Annotated in this window: 11 protein-coding genes and 1 other RNA gene; 4 read left to right on the top strand and 8 right to left on the bottom strand. The window is 71.9% G+C overall.

Annotated elements, in window-relative coordinates; translation table 11 throughout:
* Positions 1–284: 284 nt before the first annotated feature.
* The 3 genes from rnpB to ACFFGY_RS13065 all read right to left on the bottom strand — a co-directional run bounded on the left by rnpB (position 285) and on the right by ACFFGY_RS13065 (position 2,586).
* Positions 285–703: RNase P RNA component class A (gene rnpB / locus ACFFGY_RS13075), an RNA gene on the bottom strand.
* Positions 704–1,024: 321 nt separating this feature from the next.
* On the bottom strand, positions 1,025–1,810 hold the full coding sequence (locus ACFFGY_RS13070; protein ID WP_377044932.1) for an N-acetylmuramoyl-L-alanine amidase: 786 nt from the start codon (positions 1,808–1,810) through the stop codon (positions 1,025–1,027).
* Positions 1,807–2,586, bottom strand: a complete 780-nt coding sequence (locus ACFFGY_RS13065) for a TerB family tellurite resistance protein (protein ID WP_377044931.1) — start codon at positions 2,584–2,586, stop codon at positions 1,807–1,809. Before ACFFGY_RS13065 ends, ACFFGY_RS13070 begins: the two co-directional genes overlap by 4 nt.
* 532 nt (positions 2,587–3,118) lie before the next feature.
* Between ACFFGY_RS13065 and ACFFGY_RS13060 the strand changes: the two genes are divergently transcribed.
* Both ACFFGY_RS13060 and ACFFGY_RS13055 read left to right on the top strand, forming a co-directional pair.
* Positions 3,119–6,763 carry a hydantoinase B/oxoprolinase family protein gene (locus ACFFGY_RS13060; RefSeq protein WP_377044930.1) on the top strand — a complete coding sequence of 1,215 codons (3,645 nt, stop codon included), beginning with the start codon at positions 3,119–3,121 and terminating at the stop codon, positions 6,761–6,763.
* Between the two features lie 204 nt (positions 6,764–6,967).
* Positions 6,968–9,871: an AsmA family protein gene (locus ACFFGY_RS13055; protein WP_377044929.1), complete on the top strand. Its 2,904-nt coding sequence runs from the start codon at positions 6,968–6,970 to the stop codon at positions 9,869–9,871.
* Positions 9,872–9,924: 53 nt separating this feature from the next.
* Here the strand turns inward: ACFFGY_RS13055 and ACFFGY_RS13050 are convergent, their stop codons facing one another.
* Complete coding sequence (locus ACFFGY_RS13050) at positions 9,925–10,191, bottom strand: hypothetical protein (protein WP_377044928.1); 267 nt, start codon at positions 10,189–10,191, stop codon at positions 9,925–9,927.
* A gap of 326 nt (positions 10,192–10,517) precedes the next feature.
* Between ACFFGY_RS13050 and ACFFGY_RS13045 the strand changes: the two genes are divergently transcribed.
* Positions 10,518–11,426 carry an SDR family oxidoreductase gene (locus ACFFGY_RS13045; protein ID WP_377044927.1) on the top strand — a complete coding sequence of 303 codons (909 nt, stop codon included), beginning with the start codon at positions 10,518–10,520 and terminating at the stop codon, positions 11,424–11,426.
* A 100-nt stretch (positions 11,427–11,526) separates the two neighbouring features.
* Here ACFFGY_RS13045 and ACFFGY_RS13040 read toward each other — a convergent pair whose 3' ends face one another.
* Positions 11,527–12,738 (bottom strand): NADP-dependent isocitrate dehydrogenase, encoded by a 1,212-nt coding sequence (locus tag ACFFGY_RS13040; RefSeq protein ID WP_377044926.1) that lies wholly within the window; start codon positions 12,736–12,738, stop codon positions 11,527–11,529.
* Positions 12,739–13,066: 328 nt separating this feature from the next.
* On the opposite strand from ACFFGY_RS13040, the gene ACFFGY_RS13035 reads away from it, so the two are divergent.
* On the top strand, positions 13,067–13,618 hold the full coding sequence (locus ACFFGY_RS13035) for a hypothetical protein (RefSeq protein ID WP_377044925.1): 552 nt from the start codon (positions 13,067–13,069) through the stop codon (positions 13,616–13,618).
* Positions 13,619–13,628: 10 nt separating this feature from the next.
* Here ACFFGY_RS13035 and ACFFGY_RS13030 read toward each other — a convergent pair whose 3' ends face one another.
* The 3 genes from ACFFGY_RS13030 to ACFFGY_RS13020 form a co-directional block, all read right to left on the bottom strand.
* A complete protein-coding gene (locus ACFFGY_RS13030; RefSeq protein ID WP_377044924.1) occupies positions 13,629–14,219 on the bottom strand; it encodes an NMCC_0638 family (lipo)protein in 591 nt (196 codons plus the stop codon).
* Between the two features lie 158 nt (positions 14,220–14,377).
* Positions 14,378–16,009 (bottom strand): cisplatin damage response ATP-dependent DNA ligase, encoded by a 1,632-nt coding sequence (locus tag ACFFGY_RS13025; protein ID WP_377044923.1) that lies wholly within the window; start codon positions 16,007–16,009, stop codon positions 14,378–14,380.
* Positions 16,006–17,058: a ligase-associated DNA damage response exonuclease gene (locus tag ACFFGY_RS13020; protein ID WP_456316166.1), complete on the bottom strand. Its 1,053-nt coding sequence runs from the start codon at positions 17,056–17,058 to the stop codon at positions 16,006–16,008. The genes ACFFGY_RS13025 and ACFFGY_RS13020 overlap by 4 nt, the downstream gene beginning before the upstream one ends.
* Positions 17,059–17,183 lie beyond the last annotated feature (125 nt).

Raw genomic sequence — 17,183 nt, 5'->3', positions numbered from 1 at the left:
GCAAACTCCACCGTTCGGTCGGGACAGCGGCCGGCGGGACCCCCCGATCCCACCGGCTCGCCCGACCACCCCATGGGCCCCTCGCCCCCCTCAGGATTCGGGCCTCACGGGATGACGTGGGATATCATGGGCCGGAGACCCACGCCAAGGACGAAGACGGGCGATGCGCAGAAAGGCGGTTTGTTGCGCTTTGGTGTTGCTTCGCTGTCACATTGTAAAATCAGGGGGTTAAAAGGCGAGCTTAAGAGCGATCGCCAACGAAACAACAACTTGCGGTGGAATAAAGTGCCAGACGGCCTGTAAGCCGGGTTCTGTCGTTTCCTGATAGAAACGGACGACCATTCCTCTGGGACGCACCTCGCGGCGCGCCTCACGCGACCAACCCGGGCAACGAGGCGGGAAAGCCTCCGCGTCGGCCAAGATGCTGTTGCATCAAGGCTCGCCGGTTGCCCCTATTCGGTCTTGCTCCCGGTGGGGTTTACCGTGCCGCCGCCGTTGCCGGAGGCGCGGTGCGCTCTTACCGCACCGTTTCACCCTTACCCGCCGAGGTTGCTGGAACCTGGGTGGGCGGTCTGTTCTCTGTGGCACTGTCCCTGGGGTTTGACCCCCGCCGGCCGTTAGCCGGCACCGTTTTCCCGTGGAGCCCGGACTTTCCTCGAGTCGAGGTGTCGCCACCCCGCCCCGCGGCCGTCCAGCCGTCTGGCGGGGGCGGTATGGGGCCGGCGGCGTCCGGGGGCAAGCGGGAAGCGGCGACCCGAGTCGTTGTGCAGTGCCGGTCGCGCGGAGCGGAGCGGGCCGAGTTCCCGCCGGGGAGCGTGCTTGGCAGACGCTTCGCCCCAGGGGGCCGCGCCCTGAGGAAGCCACACCCCGGAGGAAGCTTCGCCCCGAGAAAGCTTCGCCCCGAGAAAGCTACGCCTTGAGGATGTCACGCTCCGCGGAAGCGACGCTCCCGGTAACCACCCCCGGCGGAAGCCGTGTTCAGCGACCGCACCCCACGTCGTCGGGCGGGTCGCCGTGGCGGCGGTCAGGCCACCTGACTGCTGTCGGGATCCCCGCCGGGACCGCTGCCGGGCAGCCCGTTCGGCGCGTCGCTGGTCAGTTCCCGGCACAGCGTCGCCACCGCGCGCAGCCGGGCCAGGGTTCCCGCGTCGGATTCGCCCGACACCGCTTCCTGCCGCCAGTGGCGCTGAAAAGCCGTCACCGCGATCTCCGGACGGGCCTCGTCCACCGGGTAGCCGATGGCGCGCAGCAGCGGCACCGCCTGCTCGGCCCCGCCGGGAACGGCGGCCAGGCTGTTGCCCGAGATGCCGAAGGGCCACAGCCCGACGCCGTTCGCGGCCAGCCCTTCCCAGTCGAACAACTCGCCCGGGTCGCGCTTGCGGTCCGGCGCCACGTCGGAATGGGCCACCACGTTGCGCGCCGGAATCGGCCAGCGGCCGAGAATGTCGAGGCACAACTCGCACAGCGCCGCCATCTGCAGCGCGGGGAAGGGGCGATAGCCGCAGGAATGGCCCGGGTTGACCACCTCGATCCCGATCGAGCGGCCGTTCAGCGTCTCGTGACCCCGCCAGTGAGAGACGCCGGCATGAAAGGCGCGGCGATGCTCGGGCACCAGCCGGAAGATCGCGCCGTCCTCCTCCACCACGTAGTGCGAGGACACGCGCGCCACCGGGTCGCGCAGCCGCTCGATCGCCGCGGCGCCGCTTTCCATGTCAGTATAATGAAGGATGAGCGTGTCCACCGGCGTATCGGCGGGACGGTCGTCCTGATTCGGGCTGAGGAGGTCCCGGATAAACAGGTGGTCACTCATAGCCCGCGCTCCCGCTTGATCCTGTCCCAGGCGGCGTTGATCTCGGCCACCTTGCCCGTGGCGCGGCGCACCAGATCCGCCGACACGCCCCGGGCCGTCAGGCTGTCGGGGTGGTGTTCGCGCACCAGGTTGCGCCACGCGGCGCGCACCGCCTCGTCGCTGGCCCCCGGCGCCAGGCCCAGCGTGGCGTAGGGATCGGGCCCTTCCGGCACCGCCGCCGGGTGGCCCATGCGCGGCCGGCCGCGGCTCGCGCGTTCCCAGGCCGCGGTGTCGAGCGCGAAAGCGCCGTGCACCGACTGCAGAAAGGCGAGCTCGGCCCGGTTCACCGGCCCGTCCGCGCCGGCGATGCGGAACAGCGCCCCCAGAACATCCTCCAGCACGCCCGCATCGTCGCCGAAGGCTTCCCCCAGCTTCGCAGCATAGGGCAGGTAGCCACCCGGCGTGTCGCGCGCGCGGTCGAACAGCTCCCCCACCTCGCGCATGTTCTCGGGCGGAATGCGGAACTGCGTCTTGAAAGCATCGATCTCGGCGCGCCGCACCGGCCCGTCGCACTTCGCGAGCTTGGCCGACAGCACCACCGCCGCCACCGCGAACACCGTTTCGCGCGAACCCAGCATCCCGGCCAGCGTGGCGCCGCCCGGCAGGGCACCACGCACGGCGCCGCCCAGCGCGCCCTCGTCCGCGGCATGGCCCAGCGAAGCCCCCAGCATGGCGCCGAACGGCCCGCCCACGGCGAAGCCGAGGGCGCTGCCGATGATCTTGCCCCAGACGCTCACCGAGAGGTCCTCAAAGCCGGCTGCTCAAGGACGGAAAGCGCACGGAAAACGGTCCAACGTCATCTGCTCACGGTTGGCTGCAACGCGGCGCATGGTCACCGGGTGGCGGGGGCATGGGAAGGCTCAACACCGAGGGTTTTATCGGAACCTCCATCCAAAAATCTGCAACCTGAGACACGAAGGATAACATGATCCAGGGCGGATTACGAAACATACAACCTGTGCGTGCAGAGTTGGTGGGGCCCGTAAAGGCGGTGGCAACCGCTGGTGCAGGCACCACCGCACCGCGGCAGCGGCACCGCCTTACCAACGACGATCCTCAGGCGCGGTACCCTGGCGCGGCGACGGGCACCGCTGCGCAGCGGTTCTGCCGCGTGCCTGGGCACCCGGGTGACGCGCGACGCGCCGGATCGCCTGCGCCCGCAGCCTCCGGGCGGCGCGCGGCATGCCAGGCACCGGCCCGCGCTGCTTGCCGCATCCCGGTCGCTTGCGCATCGTGCCCCCGGATTCGGTGCTTTCGGGGTGTACGCGCATGGCGGCTTGGCAGTTCTGGGTGGATCGCGGCGGCACCTTCACCGACATCGTGGCGCGCGACCCCGAAGGGCGGCTGACCACGCGCAAGCTGTTGAGCGAGAACCCGGAAGCCTATCGCGACGCCGCGGTGGCCGGGATCCGCGCCGCGCTAAGCCTGGCCCCCGGGGCGCCCATCCCGCCGGGCACGGTCGAGGCGGTGAAGATGGGCACCACCGTCGCCACCAACGCGCTGCTGGAACGCAAGGGTGAGCGCGTGCTGCTGGTGCTCAACCGCGGCTTCGCGGACGCGCCGCGCATCGGCAATCAGGCCAGGCCACGCCTCTTCGACCTCGACATCCGGCTTCCCTCGCTGCTGCACGAGCGCGTGGCCGAGATCAGCGGCCGCCTCGACGCCACGGGGGCTGAGATCGCGCCGCTGGACGAGCGCGAGATCCGTGACGCCCTGCGCGCCGCGCGCGCCGAGGGCATCGCCGCCGTCGCCGTGGCGCTGCTGCACAGCTGGGCCAACCCGGCGCAGGAGGACCGGGTCGGCGCCCTCGCGCGGGAAGAAGGCTTCACGCAGGTTTCCTTGTCGCACCGCGCCTCGCCGCTGCCGCGGCTGGTGCCGCGCTCCGACACCGCGGTGGTGGATGCCTACCTGTCGCCGATCCTGCGCCGCTACGTGGCCCAGGTGGCGGCCGAGCTTGACCCGACGGGGCAGGGCGGCACGCGGCTGAGCTTCATGCAGTCGAGCGGCGGCCTCGCCGACGCGGCCGCCTTCGAGGGCAAGGACGCGATCCTTTCCGGCCCCGCCGGCGGCATCGTCGGCGCCGCGCGCACCGCCGCCATGGCCGGGTTCGACCGTATCATCGGCTTCGACATGGGCGGCACCTCCACCGACGTGGCGCTGTATTCCGGCCAGTTCGAGCGCGCCTTCGAAACCGAGGTCGCGGGCGTTCGGATGCGCGCGCCGATGATGGCGATCAACACCGTGGCGGCCGGCGGCGGCTCGCGCCTCGCCTTCGACGGCGCCCGCTTCCGGGTCGGGCCGGAGAGCGCCGGCGCCGTACCGGGCCCGGCCTGCTATCGCCGCGGCGGACCGCTGACGGTCACGGATGCCAACGTCATGGTGGGCAAGGTGCAGCCGCGCCACTTCCCGGCGATCTTCGGGCCCCACGGCGACCAACCACTCGACGACGCGGTGGTGCGGGAAAACTTCGCCGCCCTGGCCGCCGAGATCGCCGCCGCCACCGGGCAGCCGCCGCAGGACCCGCGCGCCGTGGCGGAAGGCTTTCTCCGGGTCGCCGTCAGCAACATGGCGCACGCCATCCGCCAGGTGAGCATCCAGAAGGGCCACGACGCCGCGCGCTATGCCCTTCAGTGCTTCGGCGGCGCCGGCGGGCAGCACGCCTGCCTCGTGGCCGACGAGCTGGGCATGGAAACCGTGTTCGTGCATCCCTTCGCCGGCGTGCTCTCGGCCTACGGCATGGGCCTGGCCGATGCCAGCGTGATCCGCGAGGCACCGGTGGAGCAGCCGCTGGCGGCCGACGGCATGGCGGCGCTGCGGGCGCGGCTCGAAACATTGGCCGAGGCCGGTACGGCGGAGCTGCTGCGGCAAGGCAACGACCCCGCGCGCCTGGACGTGCAGCGCCGCCTGCACCTGCGCTACGCCGGCACCGACAGCTTCCTGCCGATCCCCTTCGGCACCCACGCGGAGGTGCTGGCGGCGTTCGAGGCGGCGCACCGTCGCCGCTTCGGCTTCACCTCGCCCGGTCGTGCCGTGACCGTGGAGGCCTGCGTCGCCGAGGCCATCGCCGCGGGCGAGGCGGTGCGCGAGCCCGAACTGCCCGCGCGCCTGGCGGGCGAGGCGCCGGAGCCGGTGGACACCGTTTCCCTCTGGACCGGCGGGCAGGCGCACGAGGCGCCGGTGCTGGACCGCGACGCCCTGCTTGCCGGCGACCGCATCGCAGGCCCCGCCCTGGTGCGCGAGGCCACCGCCACCACGGTGATCGAGCCGGGCTGGACCGCCGAGGTCACGGCGCTCAACCACATGATCATCCGCCGCACCGAGCCCCGCGCGAATGCCGTGCTGGCCGACGCCTCGCGCCCCGATCCGGTGATGCTGGAGCTGTTCGGCGCGCTGTTCATGAGCATCGCCGAGCAGACCGGCACGGTGCTGCAGAACACCTCGCTGAGCGTGAACATCAAGGAGCGGCTCGACTTCTCCTGCGCCATCTTCGACAGCGAAGGCCGCCTGGTCGCCAACGCGCCGCACGTCCCGGTGCACCTGGGCGCCATGGGCGAGAGCGTTCGCACCGTGATCCGATCCCGCGGCCCCGGCACGGCGCGGCCGCTGCGGCCGGGCGACGTGGTGGCGCTGAACAATCCTTATAATGGCGGCACGCACCTGCCGGACGTGACCGTGATCACGCCGGTCTTCGAGGAGGCGGGCCCAAATGGGGAAGGGGGTGAGATCCTGTTCTTCGTCGGCTCGCGCGGGCACCACGCCGATATCGGCGGCCTGACGCCGGGCTCCACGCCGCCGAACTCCCGCACGCTGGAAGACGAGGGCGTGGTGATCGACGACTTCCTGCTGGTGGATGGCGGCGCGTTTCAGGAGGACGGCTTCCGCGCCATCCTCGCCGGTGCGAAGCACCCTGCGCGCTCGCCCGACGTGAATGTCGCCGACATCAAGGCGCAGGTCGCGGCCAACGAGACCGGGGTGCAGGAGCTGCGCCGCGCGGTGCGCGAGCACGGGCTCGACACCGTGCGCGCCTATATGCGCCACGTGATGAACAATGCCGAGGAGAGCGTGCGCCGCGTCCTCGACCGGCTGGCCGACGGCGAATTCCACTACACCATGGACGACGGATCGCCGCTGCGGGTCGCGGTGCGGGTGGACCGGGCAGGGCGCTCGGCCACGATCGACTTTTCCGGCACCGGGCCGCAGCGCGCCGACAACTTCAACGCCCCGCGCGCCGTCACCCGCGCCTCGGTGCTTTATGCCTTCCGCTGCCTGGTGGGCGAGGACATCCCGCTCAACGACGGCTGCCTCGTGCCGCTGCACATCGTGATCCCCGACGGCACCTTCCTGTCGCCGCAGCCCGGTGCGGCGGTGGTGGCCGGCAACACCGAGGTCAGCCAGGCCGTGGCCAACGCGCTGCTGGGCGCGCTGCACGCCTGTGCCTGCGCGCAGGGGACCATGAACAACCTGCTCTTCGGGGATGCCACGCGGCAGTATTACGAGACGGTCTGCGGTGGCACCGGCGCGGGGCCGGGCTTCCACGGGCAGTCCGCGGTGCAGACGCACATGACCAACACCCGCATGACCGATCCCGAGATCCTGGAGATGCGCTACCCCGTGCGGCTGGAGGAGTTCTCGATCCGCCGCGGCTCGGGCGGGGCGGGGCGCTGGCACGGCGGCGACGGCGCGCGCCGCCGCATCCGCTTCCTGGAGCCGATGGAAGCGGTGATCGTCGCGTCCCGGCGAGAGGTCGCGCCGCACGGGATGGAAGGCGGCGCCCCCGGTGCGCCCGGCCGGCAATGGGTCGAACGCGCCGATGGTACGCGCGAAACGCTGGGCGGCTGCGACCGCGTGGCGCTGCAGCCCGGCGATATCCTGGCGCTGGAAACGCCGGGCGGCGGCGGCTGGGGCGTGGCCTGAGCGGACTGCGGGGCGGGCTGCCCTGTTTCTACCGTCCAACCCGCGCCTGCCCGGCCGGGTCCGCGCCGCATCGGTCCATCCGCCCGGGCCCATTCCCCCTGGACCCGGCCGGGGCGGCACGTCATTGAGGGCGCATGAGATTCGCCGCATGAATCCCGTCCGGTGAGACCGGCACCGTGAAGCACAGCCCATGAAGGGTGACCCATGAGCTGGGTGCGACGCCTGGGCTTCGCGCTGGCGGCGCTGGTGCTGCTGGCGGTGCTCGGCCTTTGGCTGGCGCCGCGGCTCACCGACTGGACCGCCCGGCGCGACCAGCTGGCGGCGCTGGCGGCGGAACAGCTCGGCGTGCCGGTGACGCTATCGGGCCCCGTCCACCTGACGCTGCTGCCCAGCCCGATGCTGGAGGCCGAGGGCGTGTCCGTCGGCAGCGAGGACGCGGCCCTGGGCTTCGGCGCGCGGGCGCTGCACCTGCGGCTCGACGGCTGGCGGCTGCTGCTGGGCCGGCTCGCCCCGCGCGAGCTGACGCTGGTGGGCGCCGCGATCCGCCTGCCCTGGCCGCCCGCGCCCTCGCTGCGCTTCTCGGCGGGGCTGAGTTCCTTCCGGGCGGAGATCGAGGACAGCACCCTGACGCTGGCCAGCCCGGACCTCGGCAACGTGGTGCTGCAGCAGGTGCGCGCCCGGCTCTCGGCCGGAACGGAGTCCCAGGCCTTCGAGGTGAGCGGCAGCTTCGTGCCGGCCCCGCTGCCCAGCGCACCCCGGGCGGGCGGCTGGGCGGGACGCGAGGTCCGCTTCGCGGCCACGCTGGGGCGGGGCGGCTACGACGGCGCCCTGCCGCTCGACCTGACGCTGAGCTCCGGCGGCACTACGGTGTCGGCGCGCGGCACGCTGCTGCCCGAGGGCGGGATGGAGGGCCGCGCCGAAGCCTACGGCCCCGACCTGTCGCTGCTGCTGCCGGGCCCGCCCGGCCCCTTCCGGGCGCAGGGCCGCTTGTCCGCATCGGCGGAAACCGTGGTGGCCGACGACCTCGCGATCGACTTCAACGGCAGCCCGGCGCACGGCGCGTTGACCCTGCGGCTGCGGCCCGAGCCGCGGCTGGACCTGGCGCTGGCGGCGGGCCGGCTCGACCTCGACAGCTGGGCCGGCAGCCTGCGCGGCGGCACCGGCCTGCCCTTCGGCCTCGACCTGTCGGCCGAGGCCGCCACCTTCCGCGGCGCCTCGCTGCGGCGCCTCCGCGCCTCGGTGTTCCGCGAAGGCGACCGGCTGGCGATCAACGATGCTTCCGCCATCCTGCCGGGCGAAACCACGGTGGAGGTCAGCGGCGCCACCGCCGGCCCGCCCGCCAGCGCAAGGCTGGAAGCGCTGCTGCGCTTCACGGGCGGCGACCTGCGCGCCACGCTGGCGGCGCTGGGCTGGCCGCTGCCCAGCATCGCGCCCGACCGCTTCCGCAGCGGGCAGGGCAGGGCGCGGCTGGTGTTCGAGGACGGGCAGCTTTCCTTGCCCGAACTTTCCGCCACGGTGGGCGGCGCGCAGGTGAGCGGCGCCGGCGTGTTCCGCACCGGCGGGGCGCGGCCCTCCTTCGGCCTGGGACTGACGCTGGACCGGCTGGCGCTGGACGGGCTGCTGGCGCCCGGCCGCTCCTGGCAGACGCTGTCGCGCGAGCTCGGCGGCTTCGACGCCGACCTGCGCCTGTCGGTGGCGCGCGCCACGCTGGGCGGGCTGGTGGCGGAACGCGCCGGCCTCGACGGGGCGCTGGAGAACGGGCGGCTGACGCTGCGACAGCTCACCGCCCGCGTCCTGGGGGCCGACCTCACGGCCTCCGGCACCGCGCAGCTCACCGCCCAGCCGCGCCTGGGCGAGCTGCGCCTCGATTTGGCCGCGCCGGACCCGCGGGCGCTCTTCGCCTCGATCCCCGGCGGCTGGCCCGATGCCACGCGCATGGCGCAGCAGCCGCTGACGCTGCGCCTGGGCGGCAGCGGGCCGCTCGACGCGCTGGCGCTGCGGCTGGAAGGCGACTGGGGCGACCTGCGGCTGGAATCCACCGTCACCGCCAATCCGCTGGCCCGCAAACTCGCGGGCAACCTCACGCTGCGCCACCCCGGCGCCCCGCGCCTGGCGCAGGAACTGCTGGAGCAGGACCTGTCGCCCTGGCTGGGTCAGGGCTCGCTTTCCCTCGTGGGCACCGTCAGCGCCGGACCGCAGGGCATCTCGGCCGAACGCTTCGACCTGGTGGCCGGGCAGCTGCGGACCTCCGGCCAGCTTTCGCTGGCGCTGGGCGGCGCGCGGCCAAGCCTGACCGGCCGCCTCGATGCCGAGGACCTGCCGTTGCCGCCGCTGCGCGCCCGCAGCACCGAGCCGCTGCCCCTGCAGCCGCTGCGGGGCTTCGACGCCGATGTGAGCTTCACCGCCGACCGTCTGCTCTGGCCCGCCGCGCAGCCGGTGCTCACGGATGCCGACGGTCGCGTCCGGCTGGAGGCCGGCGTGCTACGCCTCGACCTCGGCCATGCCAAGCTCGGCACCGGCAATCTCTGGGGTTCGCTGGTGGCGGATGCTTCCGGCCTCGTGCCGCGGCTGCAGGTTCAGGCCGCGCTCGGCGACGTGGCACTGACGGAGCCGCTGCCGGGCCCGCCCGTCGACGTTGCCGCCAGCAGGCTCGAAGGCAACCTGGCGCTCTCGGCCGAGGGCAGCAGCCCCGCCGCGATGCTGGCCACCCTGGACGGCGACGTGTCGGCGGACCTGCGCGACGGCACGCTGTCGGGGCTCGACCTCACGCAGGCCGTGGCCGCCGCCACCGCCACCGACAACGAGGCCGAGAAGCGGCTCCGCGCCGCGCTCGGCGGCGGCAGCACGGCGTTCGGCCGGATGCACCTGGATGCCTCGGTCGAGGCGGGGCAGCTGCGCCTGGACGACGGCTGGCTGGAAGCGGGCGGGCAGAGGGCGGTGCTCGGCGGCACCGTGGACCTGCCGCGCGGGGCCGACGACCTGCGGCTGACGCTGCCCGTACCCGGTGGCCCGGCCCTGGCCGTGGGCCTTTCGGGACCATGGTCCGCGCCGCGCGTGGTGCCGGACCTCACGCCCTGGCTGGTCTGGCACGCCGCCCGGACGAACTGAGGCGGCCGGACCGGAGCCCAGCCCGGCGCTCGGTCTGGGGCCAGTTCCGGCGCTTACTCCTCGGTACGCTCGATCATGCGGCGGCCGCGGATCGGCGAGATGTCCACCGGCCCGCCCAGCGCCTGCGCCAGCTCGCTGCTGTCGCCCGCCTGGAACTCGCCGGGGGAAACGGGTTCGCCCGCCGTGCCCGCCGCGGGGTCGTCGCCGCGCTCCTCGGCCTTGCGGCCATGCGCCTGGCGGCGAACCGTCGGGTCCTGCTGGATCGGGTCCTTGGTGGGGAAGTTGCGGTCCTCTCGGTTGGCAAAGGTCTCGTCGATCATCGGAGCACGTCCCGTCCTGGTCTGAGGAGGGGAAAACGCGGCGCCGGGCGGTGGGGTTGCCCGGCGGGACCGTCGGCTGCCGAACCCAGCCGCTGCGGCCCGGAAAACGAAGGCTGGGCCGCCTGTCACGAAGCTGTCGCCGTCGGCCCCGGCAACACTGCGCCGGCTCAACCGTTCAGCATGAGGCAGCCCCGCCGCCGTGCCCCGCGCCGGGCCTGACGGCGGGGCCGGTCTCATCCGGGCGCGCCCCCGTCGGCGCGGTCACCGGCCCATGACGCCGCCGCGCCCCGTTCCGGGCGCCGATCCCAGGCAGGAAAGCATCTCTCATGAGCAGCCACGACGGCAACGATCCCTACCGCATGCGCGACCCCCGCACGCAGTACCCGCAGCCGCCCTTTCCCCGGCAGCCGCAGAACGCGCCGGGCGAGGTCCGCCGCATGGACCCCATGCCCGACCATGGCGAAACCAGCTATCGCGGCGCCGGCAAGCTGCCCAACCGCAAGGCGCTGGTGACGGGCGCGGATAGTGGCATCGGCCGCGCCGCCGCCATCGCCTTCGCGCGTGAGGGCGCCGACGTGGCGATCGGCTTTCTGCCCGATGAGGAAGCCGACGCGCGCGAGGTCGCCAGGCAGATCGAGGCGGCCGGGCGCAAGGCGGTGCTGCTGCCGGGCGACGTGTCGGACGAGGCGTTCTGCAAGACGCTCGTGGCCGATGCGGTGCGGCAGCTCGGCGGCCTCGACATCCTGGTCAACAATGCCGGCAAGCAGACCGCGGTAAAGTCGATCACGGAGCTGACCACGGAACAGTTCGACGCGACCTTCCGGACCAACGTTTACGCGATGTTCTGGATCACCAAGGCCGCGCTGCCGCACATGCCGGCGGGCGCCGCCATTATCAACACCACCTCGATCCAGGCGATGCAGCCTTCGCCGACGCTGCTGGACTACGCGCCCACCAAGGCCGCGATCATGAACTTCACCAAGGCGCTGGCGAAGCAGGTGGCGGAGAAGGGCATCCGCGTGAACGCCGTGGCACCGGGTCCCTTCTGGACGCCGCTGCAGCCCTCCGGCGGCCAGCCGCAGGAAAAGATCGAGGAGTTCGGCGGCCAGACCGTGTTCGGCCGTCCCGGCCAGCCGGCGGAACTGGCGGGCGCCTACGTGTTCCTGGCCTCGCAGGAGGCGAGCTTCATGACCGGCGAGGTGATCGGCGCCACCGGCGGCTCCACCCCGTTCTGAGCGCAGCACCCGGTTCCTGACAAAGAAAGGGCGCGGACCTCGCGGTTCGCGCCCTTTCCCTTGTGCGGCCCGTCCCGAAAAAGGGGCGGACGGCGGTTCTTCAGCCCATCTTCTTCTTTAGGTTCTCGTCCAGCTTGGCGAGGAAGTTCTGGGTGGTCAGCCAGGGCTGGTCGCGGCCGATCAGGATCGCGAGGTCCTTGGTCATGTGGCCGGCCTCGACCGTCTCGACGCAGACCTGCTCCAGCGCGTTGGCGAAGTCCACCACGTCCTGCGTGCCGTCGAAGCGGCCGCGATAGGCGATGCCGCGCGTCCAGGCGAAGATCGAGGCGATCGGGTTGGTCGAGGTCTCGCGGCCCTTCTGGTGCTCGCGGTAGTGGCGCGTCACCGTGCCGTGGGCGGCTTCGGACTCGACGGTGTTGCCGTCGGGCGCCAGCAGCACCGAGGTCATCAGGCCGAGCGAGCCGAAGCCCTGCGCCACGATGTCGGACTGCACGTCGCCGTCGTAGTTCTTGCAGGCCCAGACGTAGCCGCCTTCCCACTTCAGCGCCGCCGCCACCATGTCGTCGATCAGGCGGTGCTCGTAGGTCAGGCCGCGCTTGTCGTACTCGGCCTTGAACTCGTTGTCGAAGATCGACTGGAACGTGTCCTTGAAGGTGCCGTCATAGGCCTTCAGGATCGTGTTCTTGGTCGACAGGTAGACCGGGAAGTTACGCGCCAGGCCGTAGTTGAACGAGGCCCGGGCGAAGCCCTCGATCGAGCTGTTCAGGTTGTGCTGCATCATCGCGACGCCGCCGGCCTTGAACGGGAAGTCGCCGATCTCCTGCGGCTGGCCGCCCTCGGGCGTGTAGGTCATGGTGACCTTGCCCGCACCCGGGACCTTCATCTCCACCGCGCGGTAGATGTCGCCGTAGGCATGGCGGCCGACCACGATCGGCTTGCTCCAATGCGGCACCAGGCGGGGCACGTTCTGGCAGATGATCGGTTCGCGGAAGATCGTGCCGTCGAGGATGTTGCGGATCGTCCCGTTGGGCGAACGCCACATCTTCTTCAGGTTGAACTCCTTCACCCGCGCCTCGTCCGGGGTGATGGTCGCGCACTTCACGCCCACGCCGTACTGCTTGATGGCGTTGGCGGCATCCACCGTCACCTGGTCATCGGTCTGGTCACGGTACTCGATGCCCAGGTCGTAGTACTTCAGGTCCACGTCGAGGTAGGGAAGGATCAGGCGGTCCTTGATGAACCCCCAGATGATCCGCGTCATCTCGTCGCCGTCGAGCTCGACGACGGGGGTCTTCACCTTGATCTTGGCCATGCTGGAACCTCTCCGGCGGAAATCTGCGGGGCCGCCAGTCCCAGGGGTTCGAGGTGGCCGGCGGCGGAGCGGGCCGGACATTCGCACCCGCACCCTTGGGCGGCAAGTGCCGCGGCAGCCGGAAGAGGGCGCCATCCGCGCCACCCCTGCCACGCCAGCCGGGCAGGGGTCGCCGGTTATCGCGCGGTTCGCCTCGGGGGCAACTCCCTGGACGACCCTTGGGCAATCCCCGGACAAACCCCTGGGGCAACTCCCCCGGCCGGCAGCCCGTTTCCCGTCCAGCGGGTGCGCAGGCGCCCGGACCACACCGCCGGAGGAAGCACCCGAGATGACCCGCACCGTGAGCGCCCTGTTCGACCGCCGCGAGGATGTCGACCTGGTGATCGAGCACCTCGTGCAGCAGGACGGCGTGGACCGCCGCAACATCGAGGTCCACGCCGCCGACGACACCACCACCACCGGGCAGACGGCGGAACACACCGGCATCTGGGCTTCGCTGAAGGCGCTCTTCTCCTCCGACACGGAGCGGCACCACTACTCCGAGGGCATCCGCCGCGGCGGCATCGTGCTGACCGCCGAGCTCGAGGAGCACGAGGCCGATCACGCCGAAACCGTGTTCCGCGAGCACAATGCGGTGGACCTCGACAGCCGGCGGGAAGAATGGCGCTCCTCCGGCTGGGAGGAACCGGCCGGCGGCGACCCGTTCGCCTCGGCGCAGATGCAGGCGCTCGCCGCCGCCAGCGCCGGCTCGCCCGATCCGATCGCCGTCACGGGCGCGCCGCTGGGCTACCCCGACGCGGACGGCACCGCGGCGCTCGATCCGATCACCGGCACCCGCGTGCCGCTGGTCACCGACGAGGAGGATGAGCGGCGGCGCTGAGGCGTCGCGCTCAGGGCGTTTCGGGCGGCGCCGCGGATGCGGTGATCAACAGGGCGACGCCACCCGGACGTGGCTTCGTGGCCGAGAGCACAAGGTTGAAGCCGCCCCGCTCGATCGGCCTGGCACCGACGCGGAAGGCAACGCGTCGCCCTGGCTGATCGCCGAGATCAACCGTTCCGTCGGCATCCTGGCGCACCTGCAGGCCGTTCGGCCGCGCTAGCGACATCACCGTTTCGCGGAACAACCGGGCCGCCTGCTCCGGATCGGCGGTCGGCGCCATGATCTGGCAGCTGATGCCACTGGGGCGGGTAATCACCGCGAAGGGCAGGGCAGGCTCGCCGCTCAGCCACACCGAGCCTGGGCGACCCATGGTCAGCTGTGCCGCGGCCAGAGGCGACGCCGGCCGGAACAGGTGCAGCGCCAGCCAGGCATCCATGGCCTCCTTGTTGAGCGTGTTAGCCAAGCAGGCATCGCGCAACACGAGCATCGCGGCCTGGGTGACGTTGGCGGCCTGCCCTTCGGTCGCGACGACTTCTTTGGTGGCGACCGTGGCCACCGGCACACGCGATGCGCAAGCAGCCAGGCCGAAGACGGCGATCAAAGGAAAGACGAACCTGAAGGCGTGACGTGGGGCCGCGTGGCGCAAGGCGAAAGTTCCCGAATCGTGCTGATTTGACAGCCGTTTCCTCTTAGCCCAGGTCGTTGCTTATTCCGAAACGTGAGCAGGCACGCTGTCGCTCGTCCGAGTTGCCGGGCCCCTCAGGCCGCCTCGCTCTCGCTGCCTTCCACCATCGCCATCAGCGTGTCCAGCCGGTCCGCCTCGGCGGCCGGCTTGTCACGCCGAATGCGGGCAATGCGCGGGAACCGCATCGCCACGCCGGACCGGTGCCGGGTGGACAGCTGCGCGGCGTCGAAGATCACCTCCAGCACCAGCTCCTTCTCGACCTCGCGCACCGGGCCGAAACGGCCGGTGGTGTGTTCGCGGATCCAGCGGTCGAGCCAGATCAGCTCCTGGTCGGTGAAGCCGGAATAAGCCTTGCCTACCGGCACCAGTTCCTGCCCACCGGCGCCGTCGTCGCGCCACAGGCCGAAGGTGTAGTCGGAATAATAGCTCGAGCGTTTCCCGTGGCCGCGCTGCGCGTACATCACCACAGCATCCACGCTCAGCGGCGCGCGCTTCCACTTCCACCACAGACCCTTCACGCGGCCCGCCACGTAGGGGCTGTCGGCGCGCTTGAGCATCAACCCCTCGATCGAGGCCGCCCGTGCGCCCTCGCGCAGCCGCTCCAAGTGGTGCAGCGAGGAAAAGGCGATCTGCGGCGACAGGTCCATCCCCCGCGGACGCACCCGCGCGAACCAGGCTTCCAGCCTTTCCCGACGTTGGTCGAAGGGCAGGGCGCGCAGGTCCTCCTCGCCCTCGGTCAACAGGTCGTAAAGGCGAACGCCCACCGGAAACTGCGCCTGCATCTTCGCCGTGATGACCTTGCGGTTCAGGCGCTGCTGCAGGTCGGCGAAGGGCGCGACCACCTTCTCGCCCGCCGAGCCCTCGCGCATCACCAGCAGCTCCCCATCCAGGGTCGCGTGGAAGTCCAGTCCCTGGAGAACCTCCGGAAAGGCGTTGGACACGTCCTCGCCGGTGCGCGACCACATGCGCTGCCCGCCCGGGCTGCCCACGATCTGCACGCGGATGCCGTCCCACTTCCATTCCGCCCGCCAGCGCTCCGGCTCCGCCTCCACCGCCGGGGCGTCGGCCGCTTCCAGCGGGTGCGCCAGCATCAGCGGCCGGAACACCGGCGCGTCCTTCGGGTCGGGGCGTTCAGCCTTGCCTTCCAGCCAGCGGAAGATCGGCAGGTAGGGCGGCGCCACGCCGTGCCAGACCTCCTCCACTTCCTCCACCGACTTGCCGGCCCATTCCGCCAGCGCCGTCTTGGCCAGCCGCGCGGACACGCCGACGCGCAGCGCGCCCGTCACCAGCTTGATCAGCGCGTAGCGGCCGTTGCTGTCGAGCGTGTCGAGCCAGCGCTCGATCAGCCGCGGCACCTCGGCGCGCGAGGCCAGCTCCAGCTCCTCCACCACCTCGCTCAGCGTGGGCGGCGGCGCGTTGACGCCGGTCTTCTGCGGCCAGATCAGCGCCACGGTTTCCGCGAGGTCGCCCACGTAGTCCTGCGACAGCGACAGCAGCACCGGGTCCACCCGTTCCGCCACCAGCGCCTTGACGACCGACGGCTTGGCGGCGGTGAACACCAGCTCGCCCGTCAGGGCCGCCAGCCCGACGCCGCGGTCGGGGTCCGGCTGTTCCGCGAACCAGCGCCGCAGCAGCGCGAGCTTGGCTAGGCGCCCGGGGGTGAAGACCAGCCGTTCCAGCAGGTCGGCGAAGGCCTCGACGCTCATGCCGCCGGCTCCGTCGCCGCGGCTTCCTCCGCGACGGGAAGCTCCGCCGCCTCGTCATCCTCGTCGCGGCCCACCAGGTGCAGCGCCCGGCCGCGAACGCCGCGCAAGCCCAGCGCATGCACCAGCGCGTCGTCGCGCCCGTGCGTCACCCAGACTTCCGGTGCCTCGACCTCGGCACAGGTGGCCAGCAGCTCCCCCCAGTCGGCGTGGTCGCTGACGATCAGCGGCAGCTCGACGCCGCGCAGCCGCGCGCGCTGGCGCACCGTCATCCAGCCGGAGGCGGCGCAGGTCACCGGGTCGGCCATGCGGCGCGCCCAGGGTGTCGCTTCGGCGGAGGGCGGCGCCAGCACGATCTCGCCGGCCAGGATCGGCGGGTGGCCACGCTTGAGCCCCTTGGGCACCGGCTCCAGCGGTCCGAGCGCGATCCCCAGCTCCTCGTACAGGGCGCAAAGGTTCCACAGCGCGCCGTGCAGAAAGATCGGCTTCTCGTAGCCCGCCTGCCGCAGCAGCTTGATGATGCGTTGCGACTTGCCCAGCGCGTAGGCACCGACGACGTGGGCGCGGTCTGGGAATACGGTCAGGCTCTTCAGCAAGCGCGCGATTTCGTGTTCGGCCGGCGGATGGTGGAAGACCGGCAGGGCGAAGGTCGCCTCGGTGACGAAGACGTCGCAACGCACCGGCTCGAAAGGCGCGCAGGTCGGGTCGGCGGCACGCTTGTAGTCGCCTGACACCACGACGCGGCTGCCCCGCCAGTCCAGCACCACCTGCGCCGAGCCCAGAACATGCCCCGCCGGCCGCAGCGTCACCGTGACGCCGTTGCGGGTGACGCTTTCGCCGTAGGGCAGGGGGCGCGGCCGGCGCCCGGCATTCTCGGCCCCGAAGCGGGACCGCATGATGGCCAGGGTTTCCGGCGTCGCCAGCAGCGCGTCGTGTCCGGGGCGGGCGTGGTCGGCATGGCCGTGGCTGACCACCGCGTGGTCCACCGCGCGCACCGGGTCGATAAAGAAGTCCCCCGGCTCGCAGTAAAGGCCCAGCGGGGTCACGCGCATCCAGCTGTCCGGCCGGGGTGCCCCGATGGCGGGCGCCTCCATTGCGGGGCGCGCCGGGTCATCCTTGCCGGGCCAGGGGGCCTGCGACCTTTCGTTCAAGCGCGCCTGCTCCCCGGCTGTTCCGG

Origin of the sequence: Roseomonas elaeocarpi, assembly GCF_042433915.1 — a bacterium.
GTDB lineage: Bacteria > Pseudomonadota > Alphaproteobacteria > Acetobacterales > Acetobacteraceae > Roseomonas > Roseomonas elaeocarpi.
Note: the sequence above shows the minus strand (reverse complement) of the source record. Positions and strands in the feature narration are given on the sequence as shown.

Coding starts and splice junctions, on each gene's coding strand:
- ACFFGY_RS13045 (WP_377044927.1), top strand. CDS start 10,518: ATGAGCAGCCACGACGGCAACGATCCCTACCGCATGCGCGACCCCCGC.
- ACFFGY_RS13020 (WP_456316166.1), bottom strand. CDS start 17,058: ATGCGCGTGACCCCGCTGGGCCTTTACTGCGAGCCGGGGGACTTCTTT.
- ACFFGY_RS13050 (WP_377044928.1), bottom strand. CDS start 10,191: ATGATCGACGAGACCTTTGCCAACCGAGAGGACCGCAACTTCCCCACC.
- ACFFGY_RS13035 (WP_377044925.1), top strand. CDS start 13,067: ATGACCCGCACCGTGAGCGCCCTGTTCGACCGCCGCGAGGATGTCGAC.
- ACFFGY_RS13055 (WP_377044929.1), top strand. CDS start 6,968: ATGAGCTGGGTGCGACGCCTGGGCTTCGCGCTGGCGGCGCTGGTGCTG.
- ACFFGY_RS13040 (WP_377044926.1), bottom strand. CDS start 12,738: ATGGCCAAGATCAAGGTGAAGACCCCCGTCGTCGAGCTCGACGGCGAC.
- ACFFGY_RS13025 (WP_377044923.1), bottom strand. CDS start 16,009: ATGAGCGTCGAGGCCTTCGCCGACCTGCTGGAACGGCTGGTCTTCACC.
- ACFFGY_RS13060 (WP_377044930.1), top strand. CDS start 3,119: ATGGCGGCTTGGCAGTTCTGGGTGGATCGCGGCGGCACCTTCACCGAC.
- ACFFGY_RS13070 (WP_377044932.1), bottom strand. CDS start 1,810: ATGAGTGACCACCTGTTTATCCGGGACCTCCTCAGCCCGAATCAGGAC.